The 15016-nt window shown below is 38.7% G+C and carries 15 protein-coding genes; 10 read left to right on the top strand and 5 right to left on the bottom strand.

Annotation, left to right across the window (positions count from 1 at the left end; translation table 11 throughout):
- The 3 genes from Q1R07_RS01255 to gap form a co-directional block, all read left to right on the top strand.
- A partial coding sequence (locus tag Q1R07_RS01255) for a translocation/assembly module TamB (protein WP_300485160.1) occupies nucleotides 1-1907 on the top strand: 1907 nt, incomplete at its 5' end.
- A gap of 144 nt (nucleotides 1908-2051) precedes the next feature.
- Nucleotides 2052-3038 (top strand): 6-phosphofructokinase, encoded by a 987-nt coding sequence (gene pfkA, locus Q1R07_RS01250; protein ID WP_300485162.1) that lies wholly within the window; start codon nucleotides 2052-2054, stop codon nucleotides 3036-3038.
- Nucleotides 3039-3059: 21 nt separating this feature from the next.
- Nucleotides 3060-4061 (top strand): type I glyceraldehyde-3-phosphate dehydrogenase, encoded by a 1002-nt coding sequence (gap, locus tag Q1R07_RS01245; protein ID WP_300485158.1) that lies wholly within the window; start codon nucleotides 3060-3062, stop codon nucleotides 4059-4061.
- A gap of 106 nt (nucleotides 4062-4167) precedes the next feature.
- Here the strand turns inward: gap and Q1R07_RS01240 are convergent, their stop codons facing one another.
- The gene (locus tag Q1R07_RS01240; RefSeq protein WP_300485156.1) at nucleotides 4168-6345 is read right to left on the bottom strand and encodes a DPP IV N-terminal domain-containing protein; all 2178 of its coding nucleotides are present in this window, start codon (nucleotides 6343-6345) and stop codon (nucleotides 4168-4170) included.
- A gap of 179 nt (nucleotides 6346-6524) precedes the next feature.
- On the bottom strand, nucleotides 6525-7730 hold the full coding sequence (locus Q1R07_RS01235; protein WP_300485154.1) for an aminotransferase class I/II-fold pyridoxal phosphate-dependent enzyme: 1206 nt from the start codon (nucleotides 7728-7730) through the stop codon (nucleotides 6525-6527).
- A 192-nt stretch (nucleotides 7731-7922) separates the two neighbouring features.
- Between Q1R07_RS01235 and Q1R07_RS01230 the strand changes: the two genes are divergently transcribed.
- The 5 genes from Q1R07_RS01230 to Q1R07_RS01210 all read left to right on the top strand — a co-directional run bounded on the left by Q1R07_RS01230 (nucleotide 7923) and on the right by Q1R07_RS01210 (nucleotide 9361).
- Entirely contained in the window at nucleotides 7923-8381 is a 459-nt protein-coding gene (locus Q1R07_RS01230; RefSeq protein WP_136401679.1) for an Lrp/AsnC family transcriptional regulator, read from the top strand.
- An 82-nt stretch (nucleotides 8382-8463) separates the two neighbouring features.
- Complete coding sequence (locus Q1R07_RS01225; protein WP_300485150.1) at nucleotides 8464-8664, top strand: hypothetical protein; 201 nt, start codon at nucleotides 8464-8466, stop codon at nucleotides 8662-8664.
- A gap of 32 nt (nucleotides 8665-8696) precedes the next feature.
- A complete protein-coding gene (locus Q1R07_RS01220; RefSeq protein ID WP_300485148.1) occupies nucleotides 8697-8891 on the top strand; it encodes a hypothetical protein in 195 nt (64 codons plus the stop codon).
- A gap of 30 nt (nucleotides 8892-8921) precedes the next feature.
- Nucleotides 8922-9128, top strand: coding sequence for a hypothetical protein (locus tag Q1R07_RS01215; protein ID WP_136401676.1), 207 nt, complete (start codon nucleotides 8922-8924; stop codon nucleotides 9126-9128).
- Nucleotides 9129-9157: 29 nt separating this feature from the next.
- Nucleotides 9158-9361, top strand: coding sequence for a hypothetical protein (locus tag Q1R07_RS01210; protein ID WP_300485142.1), 204 nt, complete (start codon nucleotides 9158-9160; stop codon nucleotides 9359-9361).
- 109 nt (nucleotides 9362-9470) lie between these two features.
- On the opposite strand, the gene Q1R07_RS01205 is transcribed toward Q1R07_RS01210, so the two are convergent.
- Both Q1R07_RS01205 and Q1R07_RS01200 read right to left on the bottom strand, forming a co-directional pair.
- Nucleotides 9471-10163, bottom strand: a complete 693-nt coding sequence (locus Q1R07_RS01205; protein WP_300485140.1) for a LytTR family DNA-binding domain-containing protein — start codon at nucleotides 10161-10163, stop codon at nucleotides 9471-9473.
- A complete protein-coding gene (locus tag Q1R07_RS01200; RefSeq protein ID WP_300485138.1) occupies nucleotides 10163-11137 on the bottom strand; it encodes a histidine kinase in 975 nt (324 codons plus the stop codon). Before Q1R07_RS01200 ends, Q1R07_RS01205 begins: the two co-directional genes overlap by 1 nt.
- Before the next feature lie 184 nt (nucleotides 11138-11321).
- On the opposite strand from Q1R07_RS01200, the gene Q1R07_RS01195 reads away from it, so the two are divergent.
- Nucleotides 11322-12230: a DUF6268 family outer membrane beta-barrel protein gene (locus tag Q1R07_RS01195; RefSeq protein WP_300485136.1), complete on the top strand. Its 909-nt coding sequence runs from the start codon at nucleotides 11322-11324 to the stop codon at nucleotides 12228-12230.
- Nucleotides 12231-12442: 212 nt separating this feature from the next.
- Nucleotides 12443-13846 (top strand): dihydrolipoyl dehydrogenase, encoded by a 1404-nt coding sequence (gene lpdA, locus Q1R07_RS01190; RefSeq protein ID WP_300485134.1) that lies wholly within the window; start codon nucleotides 12443-12445, stop codon nucleotides 13844-13846.
- A gap of 130 nt (nucleotides 13847-13976) precedes the next feature.
- Here the strand turns inward: lpdA and Q1R07_RS01185 are convergent, their stop codons facing one another.
- A complete protein-coding gene (locus tag Q1R07_RS01185; protein ID WP_300485133.1) occupies nucleotides 13977-14795 on the bottom strand; it encodes a hypothetical protein in 819 nt (272 codons plus the stop codon).
- Nucleotides 14796-15016: the final 221 nt, after the last annotated feature.

Raw genomic sequence — 15016 nt, 5'->3', positions numbered from 1 at the left:
ATTTACCAACAGCGGCTTTAACGGTCGATTCCCTTCAGGTGAATAAAGTAATGATGGGTGATCTGAATCTGGAGGTGACCGGTGAAGATTCGTTCCGAAAGTTTAATGTAAATTCCTCGATTATCAATGATCACGTAGAGAACTTCTTCCTGAACGGTAATATCGAGATCATCAATAAAGAAAGTATACTGGCGCTAAATGCCGGGTTTACCCGATTTAACATTAGTCCGATCGGACCGCTTCTGGGAAGTATTTTCTCCGATATGCGCGGTTTTGCCTCGGGTAGGGCGTCGATTGCAGGAAGCGTCCGGAATCCGGAAGTAGACGGCAGCCTTTACCTGAATGAAGCCGGGATGAAAGTCCCGTATCTCGGTGTGGATTATAATTTCGAGGAAAATGCGCTGATCAACTTGACGGAAGACCAGTTTATTTTCAGAAATATCGAACTCACCGATACCAAGGAAAAAACAAAAGGAACGCTTAACGGTACGATCCGACATAAAAAACTCGAAGATTGGCAACTGGACTTAAAACTGCGATCGGATAACCTGCTTGGTCTTGATACGCAGGATCACGAAGATGCGATTTATTATGGTAGGGCTTTTATCAAAGGAGAAGCTTCGATTACCGGACCGGTCAACAACCTGTATATCGAAATGGATGCCGAGTCGAACAAAGGAACCAGTATCAAGATTCCGTTAAACGATGCGCAGGGTATCGGAAACAACTCGTTTATCCACTTCCTGAGTAAAAAGGAAAAAGAAGCCAAGCAAAAAGGATTGGAAGAAGTCGTGCTGAACAAGTTTAAAGGAATTGAACTTAAATTCGAATTCCGAATGACCCGTGATGCCGATATCGAAATTATTCTCGACAAAAATACCGGCCACGGAATGAAAGGAAGAGGGGAAGGATTTATCACGATGGAAATCAACACCATGGGTAAATTTAATATGTGGGGCGATTTCCAGACCTATAAAGGAGAATACAACTTTAAATACCTGGGCTTAATCGATAAGAAATTTGAAGTAAAAGAATACGGAACCATTCGTTGGGATGGAAACCCGATGAATGCGGCTTTAAACCTTCAGGCGGTATATAAAACCGAGGCCAATCCGGCGGTTATTTTGGACAATGCGTCTTTTAGCCGTAAAGTGCCTACGGAAGTTTATATTATGCTAAACGGTAACCTGAGCAACCCGGAACCGGATTTCCGAATTGAATTCCCAAGTGTGAGTTCGGTATTAAAATCGGAAATCGATTATAAACTAAGCGACCGAGACGTCCGTCAGACACAGGCGTTGGCTTTGTTGGGAACCGGTGGATTCCTTTCGGCAGAAAGTGCTTCCAATTCGGTTTACGGAAGTTTATTCGAACGAGCCAGCTCTATTTTTGACGATATTTTTGCCGGTAGTGACGATAAAGTAAAAGTCGGATTTAACTTTGTTCAGGGCGACAGGACACCATTTGCCCAAACACAGGGTAAAGTTGGGGTTACCGTTTCGTCTCAAATCGACGATCGTATTACTATTAATGGTAAATTTGGTGTACCGGTTGGCGGAAACCAGGAATCGGTTATCGTAGGTGACGTGGAGCTTCAGTTACGCCTCAATAAAGACGGATCGTTAAAAGCAAGAGCCTTTAACCGCGAAAACGATATTAACTATATTGGAGAGGGGATTGGCTATACGCAGGGAATCGGACTTTCGTATGAGGTGGATTTTGATACGATGCGCGAATTATGGCGTAAAATCTTTACTAAAGTAAAAGAAAAAGACACCACCAATCCGACCGACCGTTTACCGGATTCGGATCTTGCTCCGGACTTTATTAAGTTTATCGAAGATCGTAAAAACAAAAACGCCGAAGAACCGAAAAAGGAACAGCAACGCGTGCCGGAAGTCGATTAAAATAACGGCCAACAACTAAACAACAACACTTCTTATTTTACAACATTTTTGCTGCGTTACGAATGTTAGGTTTTTGCTAAATATGCCTGCATTCTGTAAGGTATCTCGTGTTTATTTATTAAATTTACAATAAACGAATATATGATGTCAGAAACAATTAAGAAGATCGGTGTGCTTACATCCGGAGGGGATTCTCCTGGAATGAACGCAGCCATCCGTTCCGTAGTGCGTACCTGCGCCTACCATAATATTGAATGTGCCGGAATTTACCGTGGTTTCCAGGGAATGATAGAAGGAGACTTTAAAGAGATGGGACCACGATCGGTGAACAATATTGTAAATAAAGGCGGAACGATTTTAAAATCGGCACGATCAAAAGAATTTATGACACCCGAAGGGCGTAAAAAAGCCCATGATAACCTCAAAAATGCCGGAATAGATGCTTTAGTGATCATTGGTGGTGACGGAAGTTTTACCGGTGGACTTGTCTTTAATAAGGAGTTCAATTTCCCGATTATGGGAATTCCCGGTACGATCGATAACGATATCTTCGGAACCAGTCATACCCTTGGATTTGATACCGCTTTAAATACGGTAGTGGAAGCGATCGATAAAATACGCGACACCGCCAGTTCGCATAACCGTCTGTTTTTTGTGGAAGTGATGGGACGCGATGCCGGACATATCGCTTTGAATGCCGGAATCGGCGCCGGTGCAGAAGATATTCTGATTCCGGAAGAAAACCTGGGATTGGATCGATTGGTGGAATCCCTTCATAAAAGTAAGGCCTCCGGAAAATCGTCCAGTATTGTCGTAGTCGCTGAAGGGGATAGAATTGGGAAAAACGTTTTTGAACTGGGCGATTATGTAGAAGAAAATATGCCGGAATACGACGTTCGCGTATCCGTTTTAGGGCATATGCAACGCGGCGGATCACCATCTTGCTTTGACAGGGTATTGGCTAGCCGACTCGGAGTAAAAGCCGTAGAATCCTTGTTGGAAGGGAAATCCAACTTTATGGCGGGATTGATCAACGATAAAGTAGAACTGACGCCATTGGAACAAGCAGTTAAGGGACATTCGGAAATCGACAGGGAACTGTTACGCGTTTCTGAAATTGTTTCGATTTAATAATTTTTAAGAAAGAATGTGATGAAAGTAAAATTAGGAATTAACGGATTCGGAAGAATCGGAAGAATTGTTTTTAGAGAAACCATTAAAAGAGATAATGTTGAAGTTGTAGCAATTAACGATTTACTGGCTGTGGATCATTTGGCTTACCTTTTAAAATACGATTCGGTTCACGGTCGTTTCGACGGGAAAGTAGAAGTAAAAGACGGTCAGTTATATGTTAACGATAAATTTATCCGTGTAACGGCCGAAAAAGATCCGTCGTTATTAAAATGGGATGAAGCAGGAGCAGAAGTTATTGCCGACTGTACCGGTATTTTTACAACGCTGGAAAAAGCGGAAACGCATATTAAAGGTGGTGCCAAAAAAGTAGTGATTTCGGCACCATCGGCCGATGCGCCAATGTTTATCATGGGTGTTAATCACGATAAAATGACCGTTGCAGATACTATCATTTCGAATGCGTCTTGTACGACAAACTGTTTGGCGCCATTGGCAAAAGTTTTAAACGATAATTTCGGAATCGTAGAAGGATTAATGACAACCATTCACGCTACTACGGCAACGCAGTTAACGGTTGACGGGCCATCTAAAAAAGATTTCCGCGGTGGACGTTCGGCTTTGGTAAACATCATCCCGGCATCGACAGGAGCGGCCAAAGCGGTAACAAAAGTTATTCCGGAATTAAAAGGAAAACTAACCGGAATGGCGATGCGTGTACCGGTAGCGGATGTTTCGGTGGTTGATTTGACCGTAAAACTTCAAAAAGAAACGTCGTATGCGGAAATTATGGAAGTATTAAAACGATCTTCTGAAAACGAAATGAAAGACATTATCGGATTTACCGAAGACGATGTGGTTTCTCAGGATTTTGTTTCCGATACGCGAACCAGTATTGTAGATGCTAAAGCCGGAATCGAATTGAATTCAACGTTCTATAAAATCGTATCCTGGTATGATAACGAATACGGTTATTCTTCCAAATTAATTGATCTTGCGGTTTATGCCGGACAATTGAAATAAATCCATTATACATAATAAAAAAGCCTTCTCGCTATAGCGGGAAGGCTTTTTTATTTGGCTATATTACACCTGACAGGTTTCCAAAACCTGTCAGGTGTAGAAACTATTAGTTATTCTTTAAATGCAAATCGAAATAACGGGCGATTTTTTCATTTAAGTGAATACGGTCTTTACCGGATACATTGTGTTCGTGTGTCGGATAAAGGAAATAATCCACTTGTTTTCCGGCTTTGATACACGCTTCGATAAATTCCATACTTTGTTGTTGTACTACAACCGGATCCTGCGCACCGTGAATTACCAATAAATCTCCTTTTAATTGGTTTGCTTTATTGATCACACTCGATTTTTCGTAACCTTCCGGATTTTCCTGTGGCGTATCCATATAACGCTCACCGTACATTACTTCATAATATTTCCAGTCGGTTACCGGTCCACCGGCAACACCAACTTTAAATGTTTCGCTTTGGTTTAATAGCAATGAAGTAGTCATAAATCCTCCGAAACTCCATCCGTAAACTCCAATTTTATCCTGATTTACAAATGATTTTGATTTTAAGAATTCCACACCTTTCATCTGATCCGCCATTTCATTCTGACCTAATTTTCTATGGTTCACATGACAGAAATCTTTTCCTCTGGAATCACTTCCACGGTTATCCAATGTAAATACCACATAACCCTGTTGTGCCATATAATTGTCGAAAAGGTTGGCACCACCTAACCAACGGTTGTTTACCAATTGTGCGTGCGATCCACCGTAAACATATACCATTACCGGATATTTTTTAGTAGCGTCAAAATTAGCAGGATAGATCAAACGTCCGTTTAAAGGCGTTTTTCCATCTGCAGAAGTGATCGTTACCAATTCCATTTTCGGCATGTTGATTTTACCGGCATATGGATTTTCAGCACTGATCAATGAAGTAGCTTTTTTAGATTTAACGTTTACAATAGCTGCTTCGTTTGGTGTAGTCGTATTGCTATACTGATCGAAATAATACGCCCCGTTTGAACTCAAACTCGCTGCGTGTGTTCCGCTAACGGTTGTTAAGGTAGTTGTTTTTCCCGATTTAAGATCCACTTCATACAACTGACGGTCTAATCCGTTGTTTGCTGTTCCGATATAGCTGATTTTCGTTCCTTTGGCGTCAAAATCCAACAGGTCTTTTACCACTACATCTTTATAACCTAATTTTTTGATTAGTTTTCCATCGGTATTATAAAGGTACAATTGGTTGTATCCTTCATTTTCGGTCTGATATAAAAACTGATTTGGATTGTTTGGCAAGAACGTCAAATCGTGTTGTGGCTCTACATAAGTGCTGGCTTTTTCTTCGAATAAGGTTTTTACCAACGCACCCGAAACCACATCATACTGGTTTAATTTCAAATGATTTTGCTCGCGGTTTAATAAACCTACATAGATAAATTTCCCATTTGGATCCCAGGTTACACAAGTTAAATACTGTTCTTTAGGCTCACCTGTTTTAAGTGTTACTTTAGCATTGGTGTTTGCGTCAAAAATCACTAAAGTAACTTCTTCGCTCTTCATTCCGGCCATAGGATATTTGATATCTTTTACCTCGGCAACGCGGGCTCCGAAATCAATCAACGGATAATTGGTTACCATTGTTTCGTCTTTGCGGTAGTAGGCCAATTTATCTCCGGCTTTGTTCCACCACATTCCCTGGTGAATTCCAAATTCCTGACGGTGTGTATAGTCACTTCCGTTTACGATTCCGCTGTCGGTATCGTTCGTTACTTCGATGGTTTTTCCATTTGCATCGGTAATACGGATGTTATTTTTGTTTAACCAGGCTATGCGATTTTTAGCATCGGTTGCCAGTTGGTTACTCGCATCAGACGGAATCGATAAGGCTTTGGTAATGCTTTTTTGTGTCGCGTCAAATTCGACGATATAATTTGCTTTTTTACCGGCTACTTCAAAAGCCATGATATTCGCACCTTTCCACTCATAGGCGAACGGGAACATTCTTAGATTGAACTCGTCCTGTGGGAATTTGGCGCGTAAAGCGTTCTGAACATCGTCTTTGGTCAATAAGGTGGTTTCTTTCCACTGGTTGTTTTCGTTGCGGGTTACCAGATTCTGGTAGGTGTTGTCAAGATACGTAATCGCACTTACGTCTTTTCGCCATTGTGTGGCCAACATCGATTTCGGTGCATACGTACGCATGCCTGTAGTTGCTTCTTCGATGGTCAGGTTTCGTTGCGCATACGTCATCGAACCGGCTAAAAGAAACAGAAAAGTGAACTTTTTCATTTAGTACTAGAATTTTAAAAGGCTAAATTTATTTAATCTTATAGGATTATCGTGTTAACATCGACACAAAAAATACTATCAATAGCATTAGTTGTAGGATTGTCCATTTTGTTACAAATAAAAAAATCCGCTCAAGACTATTGATCTCAAACGGACTTAAACTAAAAAAAACTAAAAACTTAATTTAAAATCGAAAGTTCCTTCATACAATCTTTCATCATCTGATAGGTTCTCTCAATATCGTTATCCAATCCGATGGAGAAACGGATTAATCCGTCTGTTAAGCCCATTTCGGCTTGTTCTTCCAATGGAATTTCGGAAGATGTTGATGTTCCCGGAGCGCTGAATAAGGTTTTGTAAAACCCTAAACTCACGGCCAGGTATCCTAAATTACGGTTTTGCATCAATTCCATAAGCTCATTGGCTTTATCCAACGAACCTACGTCAATCGTTAACATACCACCAAATCCGTATTCCGGATTGATCATATTTTTATAAAGCTCATGGCTCGGGTGACTTGCCAATCCCGGATATACGGTTTTAATACCGTCTTTTTCAAATTTTTCAGCCAGATACATAGCGTTATGACTGTGTTGTTTCATACGGATATGTAACGTTCTCAGGTTTTTTAAAACACTGGCCGAACGCAAACTGTCCATTGTTGGACCTAAAAGCATGCTGGCTCCGTCGTTTACATTTTTTAAGGCGTTGATAAAGTCATGCGTTCCGCAAACCACACCACCAACTGTATCGCTACTTCCGTTGATGTATTTTGTTAAACTGTGAATCACCACATCGGCTCCTAATTTTGCAGGTGCTACCGATAACGGCGAAAAAGTATTGTCAACAACCAAAGTAAGGTTGTGCTTTTTAGCTAGTTTGGCAAGGCTTTCAATATCGGCTACTTCCAATAAAGGATTACTCACCGTTTCGCAATACAATACTTTAGTATTGGGCTGGATAGCTGCTTCTACCACGTCCAGTTTGGTAATGTCTACAAAGGTTGTTTTAATACCCAAACGAGGTCCGAAATTTTTAAGGAAAGCATACGTTCCACCATAAATGGTACGGCTGGACACAATGTGTTCTCCGTTTTGACATAGTTGCAATAGGGTTGGCGTGATCGCGCCCATTCCGGATGCCGCTACGTTGGCCGTTTCGGTTCCTTCCATTGCAGCCAAAGCTTCACCTAAATATAAGTTACTAGGGGAAGAGTGACGGGAATAAAGGTAGCAACCTTCGGCATTTCCTTCGAAAGTATCGAACATGGTTTTGGCCGACAGGAAGGTATAGGTAGACGAATCGGAGATAGATGGGTTAACGCCTCCAAATTCGCCAAAATACTGTAAGTCCTGTATTTTATCAGCCGGGTTGAAATTTTTCATGTTGGTATAGTTAGTTGTGTTATAAAATGTAATATAAAAAGTCAAAATAAAGTTATTGGTGAAAAAAAGTCAATGATAGTTTTTAAACTTAGATAATAAAACTATTAAAATGTATATTTGTAGTTTAATTTTTTGTTTTAAAGTGATTTACACTATTTTGACCAAATTTTTTTAATTCTACTAACGATCCGTATGAAATTCGATAACATTGATAAAAAATTGCTGCAATTGTTGCAAAATGACTGTAAGCTAACCAATAAAGAGCTTTCGCTAAAACTGAACTTATCGGTTACGGCCGTGTATGAACGCATTAAGAAAATCGAAAAAGAAGGCATTATTTCGCGCTATGTAGCACTTTTAAACCGGAATAAGATCGAAAAAGGATTTGTCGTGTTTTGTCATTTAAAACTAACACAGCATACCCGCGAGTTTATCAGTCAGTTTGAAAAAGAAGTGGTACAGCTAAACGAAGTCCTGGAGTGCTTTCATGTGAGTGGTGATTACGATTACATCCTTAAAATATGTGTAAAGGATATGGAGGAATACCGGGAGTTTATGGTTACAAAGTTGACTACATTACAGCATATTGGCAGTACTCATAGTACTTTTATGATTGGTCAGGTTAAAAATACTACATCTTTTGTGATTTAAAATATGCTTTTCGTAATTATTTATATTGCATTTTGCGAATAAATTCTTATTTTGGCAGATAATTAATCAAACCAAATAACTTATGAAAGCAAACCTTTTAAACATCACCGGAGTACAGGTGTTATCGAAAGAGAACCAAAGAAGTATTTACGGACAAGTATTCGTGGAAGAACCAATCGATTTGAGCAAATGTGGCTGTTCGTGCAGTGGCGCTGTAACCGGACCGTCTTATTGCGATCGCTATATTGGATGTCCACAGGTATACACTTGTGGTGAAGTATAAGATATCATAAAAACAAACCAAATCGATTTACTATGAAAACAAATCTTTTGAATATTTCCGGAGTACAAGTGTTATCGAAAGAGAACCAAAGACAAATTTTAGGACAGGCATTGGTTATAGGTGATATCTCCAAATGTGGTTGTTCGTGTAGTGGTTCGGTAACCGGACCGGCTTATTGTCAGCGTATCATGGTCTGTCCTCAGGTGTATACTTGTAATCATATATAAGCTATTCTAATCGCATTAATCTATTTAATTATGAAAACAAATCTTTTAAACATCACCGGAGTGCAAGTGTTATCGAAAGAGAACCAAAGACAAATTTTAGGACAAGTATTGGTTGAAGAACCGCATGATTTATCCAAATGCGGATGTTCTTGCAGTGGTTCCGTAACCGGACCGGCGTATTGCAGTCTTTATATAGGCTGTCTGCAGGTTTACAATTGTGGTGAAACAAAAGTATAATAAGATGCTAACTATTTAACCCCCAAACTATGAAAACAAACCTTTTAAACATTGCAGGAGTTCAGGTGCTAACAAAAGAGCATCAAAGAGCTATTACTGGAGAACAACTTGAAATTATTACCCCGGATTTATCCCTATGCGGCTGCTCATGCAGTGGTTCGGTAACCGGACCGGCTTATTGCCGTCGCTATATTGCTTGTCCACAGGTATATACTTGTTTGGAAGTAATGTAGTCAACACCACCAACAAAAAATAGTGAAACCCTGAATTTTCAGGGTTTTTTTTAGGTCTGGTTTTTATGAATACCGTTGTGGAGAGTCAATAGTCGTTAATGATTTACCATTAATTCGGTAAAGAAATTTTTAGAACTTCAGCTTTTCTGTTTCTTGATATTGGTAAAGCGATATCTTTTATATATAAAGTGGCACCATCTATACGGCTAATTTGCTTGCTATTGACAATATACGATTTATGAATTTGCAAGAAATCTTCTGTTGGTAATTGGTCTAAAATTTTTTTTAAGGTATGATGAATAATCAGCCGCTTACTATTTTCCAAGTGTATTTCAATATAATTCTGCATGCTCTGAATATAGAGGATATTCTTGGGGTGTACTTTTATCAAAACGCCGTTTTCTTTAAAAAACAATGGCTTACTAGTGTCTTCCTGCTTCCGCATCAAGTCATACATTTTCTTGGCTTTAGATACAGCATCTTTAAAATCTTCGAAAAAAATGGGTTTGACTAAATAATCTACGGTATTTACTTTATATCCTTCTAAGGCAAATTCGGAATAGGCAGTAGTGAAGATGATCATTGGTGATTTGTCTGTGATTCTTTTTGCAAATTCCATTCCATTGAGGAGTGGCATCTGAATGTCTAAAAATATTAAATCAATAATTTCGGTGTTTAATTTTTCTAATGCCAAATGGGCATTGGAAAAGCAACCTCTATTTTCCAAAAAATCAAATTCTTTGATGAATTCACTCAGACCTTCTCTGGCAATCCGTTCGTCATCGATTACAATGCACTTCATTAGTTATTCAAATTTAGTTGTAATGTTACATTGTATTTATCTTCGTCTGACGACAATGTTAATTTGTAATTGTCGGGATAGGATAAGTCCAGTCTTTTTTGAACATATCGCAATCCAACGCCATCTTTTTTGCTATCATTTAATGATGAATCTGTGGTATTTTCTATTTTAAGAAATAATTGATTTTCATTTGCCAAAAAGATTTCCAAATGAATAGAATTGCTTTTATCGGCAAAAGTAGAGACATGCTTAAATGCATTTTCAACGAATGTTGATAAAAGAAAGGGAATGATCATCAATTGGTTTTCGGGGATATTCCACTGACACGAAATTTGTAGATCCTCTCCGGATCGGTCTTTTTCCAGTTGAAAATAGTGCTTTAGGAACGCGATTTCATCGTCCAGTTTTATCCACTTGTTTTGAGATTCATAGACATAATAGCGCAATATTTTACTGTATCGGGAGAGTAATTCCAGCGCTTCGTCTTTGTCTTTTCGAATCAGGAATTGTAAGTTGTTTAATATGTTAAAGGTAAAATGCGGACTTAATTGCGTTCTTAAATGGTTTATTTCCGATTCCAGTACACTGTTTTTCAGGATCTCATGTTGTTTTTCGGCTTCTGTATTCTGTTTGAATAATTCTATCGAATAACTCATCCCGGAAATCAAGACGGTCATCATCAGCATTCCGAAAAATAACGACAGCATTAGATTCATTTTTACTACTGCTTCGGAAAAAATCATTTCAATAATTATATAACCTTCAAGGGATAAGAGTATGGCGGTGAGCATACTGGTCAATAAAGCATAGAGGATAAATTTTGCAGAGGCATTAATTTGTAAATACTCCTTTGCCAACCGGTTAATTACATAAATCACATGAATTCTCAAAGTTAGTGTAATGGCTATTGTAAACAGTAAAGTACACACAAAAGAGAAATCATCTGACAATTGCAGGAAGATTAGCAAAAACATAAAAAACCAAAATAAGTAATCCGTCTTTTTTATAGTAAACATAACATACTGTTGATTTTACAAAAGTAGCCTTTTCTCATTCGTTGCAATATTCGTTCGTCAACAAAAAATGACCGGTTGTCAAAAGTAAAAAATAGCCTTGTGGTTACGATATAGTTTTGCCTCACATAAATGATAAATATATATGAAAACAACAAGATTGCTGTGGGCATTACTTCTTTTACTAATTGTGAGTGCAAAAACGATGGCACAGGTATCCCTTAAAACGGAATATTTTGGTTCGTCAAGTTATATCGATAACGAGGGGAACAAGATGGAAAATGGAAAAGGGTCGGCAACGATATATCGCGGAAATATCAAAATCCCAATTTCGGTAAAAATGAGTAAAGACAGTCTTGTTACGGCCTGGATGGTTGATGTCGCAGGAACTTATGCTTCACTTGAAAATAAAAACATCAGTCAGGATTTGGTGCTGTCGAACATTACCAATCTTCAACTCTCGTTGATTACTATCCGTCCCTTAAGTCCAAAATGGTCCCTTATCGCTTTTTTGGGTGCGGGAGTTTACACTAATGAAACCCAGATTTCAAGAGTAAATGGCAACAGTATTCTGGGGAGTGGAGGCGCGCTGTTTGTTAAAAAAATCAACCCTAAATTAGATCTGGGAGGTGGACTTGCGCTAACCAATACATTGGGATATCCGATGTTATTTCCGGCGCTCTATGTGAATTACAATTCGGAAGGGAAATATACGTTCCGGGTTTCGATGATGAGTGGATTCCAGGCAGCTGCGGGATATAATTTCAACAACAAGTTTGCTTTACATCTAATTGCAGAAATGAACGGTCAACTCGCAATGCTTCAAAAGGAGAGGAAGAATGTCATGTTTACCCATCAATATTTTGTAACGGGTTTAAGGCCCGAATTGAAGCTAAACAAGCACATCAGCTTACCCATTACACTTGGCGTAAATGCCATGCGTTCTGTTTATTTTAATGAACGGACGTTAAAAAGCCTTTTTAGCGATAAGACAACCCATTCTAAGTTTGATTTTTCATGGTATGCGGCTGCCGAAATAAATTATAGATTCTAAATTATGGATAAACACCACCTACAAAAAATAATGAAACCCTGAATTTAAAGGTTTTTATACACCTTGTTTTTACGAATACCGCTACGAAATTGGTTGCTCCTTAAAGGAACGTTAAAAGCATTTTTATTTTGAAAATAATCCGATTTCGTCTAAACAAAATTCCTTAATTTTGTAATGAAATTTTTAAAAACACAACATAATATAATTATACTATGAGTTCATTTGACGTAGTTATTATTGGTTCGGGTCCTGGAGGCTATGTAGCGGCAATCCGTTGCGCCCAATTAGGAATGAAAACGGCCATTATCGAAAAATATTCCACTTTAGGAGGTACTTGTTTAAATGTTGGATGTATTCCGTCTAAAGCGATGTTGGCTTCTTCCCACCATTTCGAAGAAATTTCTCATTTTGCAGATCACGGTATTGAAGTGAGCGGTGAGGTGAAAGTGAACCTTGAAAAAATGGTGGCTCGTAAAAAAGCTGTTGTAGATCAAACTGCCGGAGGGGTAAAATACCTGATGGATAAAAATAAAATTACCGTATTCGAAGGAGTTGGTGCTTTTGAAAGCGCTACGGCTATCACGATTACTAAAAAAGACGGTTCGGTTGAAAAAATCGAAGCAAAAAATACCATTATTGCTACCGGTTCAAAACCATCGAGTTTACCTTTTATCAAAATCGATAAAGAAAGAATCATCACGTCTACAGAAGCATTGGAATTAAAAGAAGTTCCGAAACACTTGGTGATCATCGGTGGTGGTGTGATCGGGTTAGAGCTTGGACAGGTGTATTTACGTCTTGGCGCTCAGGTTTCTGTAGTGGAATTTATGGATCGTATCATTCCGGGTATGGATGCCGGTTTGTCAAAAGAATTGACAAAAGTGTTGAAAAAACAGGGAATGAAATTCTATACATCACACAAAGTTCAGGCGGTTGACCGTAACGGAGATGTGGTAGTGGTTAAAGCTGAAAACGCAAAAGGAGAAGTGATCACTCTTGAAGGAGACTACGCGTTGATTTCGGTTGGTCGTCGTCCATATACAGAAGGATTAAATGCGGATAAAGCCGGTGTGAAAATTACCGAAAGAGGTCAGATTGAAGTAAATGATCATTTACAAACTACTGCGTCAAATATTTATGCTATCGGAGACGTAGTTCGTGGAGCGATGTTGGCGCACAAAGCAGAAGAAGAAGGTGTGGTTGTAGCCGAGTTCCTTGCAGGTCAAAAACCACATATCGATTATAACCTAATTCCGGGTGTTGTATATACCTGGCCGGAAGTAGCTGCTGTTGGAAAAACAGAAGAGCAGTTAAAAGAAGCAGGAGTAGCCTACAAATCGGGAAGTTTCCCATTCAAAGCTTTAGGACGTGCGCGTGCCGGAGGTGATACCGACGGATTTGTAAAAATCCTGGCTGATGCTAAAACCGATGAAGTTTTAGGTGTACATATGATTGGGCCTCGTTGTGCCGATTTAATCGCAGAAGCGGTTACGGCTATGGAGTTCAAAGCTTCAGCGGAAGATATTTCCAGAATGTCGCATGCACACCCAACATTTGCAGAAGCAATCAAAGAAGCAGCTTTAGCAGCTACCGATAATAGAGCGTTACACGTGTAATTTTTGTAATCAAGATATAAAAAAAGCCCCGATGATAAACTCATCGGGGCTTTTATTTTATATTTAAGGGGATGATTTTCTACGTGCTACACCTGACAGGTTTCAAAAACCTGTCAGGTGTGATAAAGCATTATTTTACTTCAAAATACTGTCCGGTAAAGGTATAGATTGTAAAATCCTTTGTTACACTACCTTCTTCTGTTACTACCGGAAGATAAAGCTGTTTCTTTTGATTGTCATATTTGATCAATTGTAATGGGCGCTCCGGTCGGTCAACCACACTAAAAAAATCGAAGTCAATTTGTAGTACGTCTTTAAATCCTTCTTCCGTTTTAAACCATTTGGTTTCCTTTTTCAATTGGTTGTTTTCGATACTAAAAACCTCGATGGACTGACTGGCATCTTTAGAGGAGTAAACACCGTTACTTACCGCTAGGTAGTATGTTTTAGAACCATTTTTTAAGGTGAAAATTTCCGAATAAAAAGGAATATAGTCATCTTCGCTCCCTGTATCTTTAATCAATTTAGCTTGTACACTATTTCCGGATTGGTATTGGAATAGGTTTGTAAAATCGACCATTGTGCCGCCTTCCGAAGTGTCCCAACTATAGATTTTAAACAAGGAATCAGTACTGATCACAATATGAATGTTTTCCTTTTTTAAAGAATCAAAAGGATATCGGATGGATTCCGGATTTTTAGTCAGACAGTTCAAAAATGCAGTTTCAAATTTTTTGTTATCAGTTTCCAATGAATCCAAAGGAGTATCGTTACCATCCGTTTTATAGGCTGCAATTTTTTGATACATCTTCTGTAACTTGAATTCTTCTTCTTTTAAAGGAGAAGTCAGTTGTGGGGTTGGAGTAGGTGTATCGGCCTTTTTTTGTTTTTGATCACAACTGTTTAAAAATAGCGTTAACAAAAGGAATACGGGAATACAATTTCTCATGGTTTTGAATTAATTGGTGAAATAATGAAACTCGGTATCTTCGGATGCTAATCATGGCATTGCAATTTACGGAAGCTATCCGATAAATGTAAGCAAATCGTCATCAGTAATAGTAGGAATTTTAGTTAATTTATTATTTTAAAATTTATAAGAGTTGCTTTTTATTATCTTAGTATTATGATTGCTGTCTCTGACAAACAAGAGTCAAAATCGTAACTTTT

The organism is Flavobacterium sp. (genome assembly GCF_030146175.1).
Taxonomy (GTDB): domain Bacteria; phylum Bacteroidota; class Bacteroidia; order Flavobacteriales; family Flavobacteriaceae; genus Flavobacterium.
This window is presented reverse-complemented; position numbering and strand designations above follow the sequence as displayed.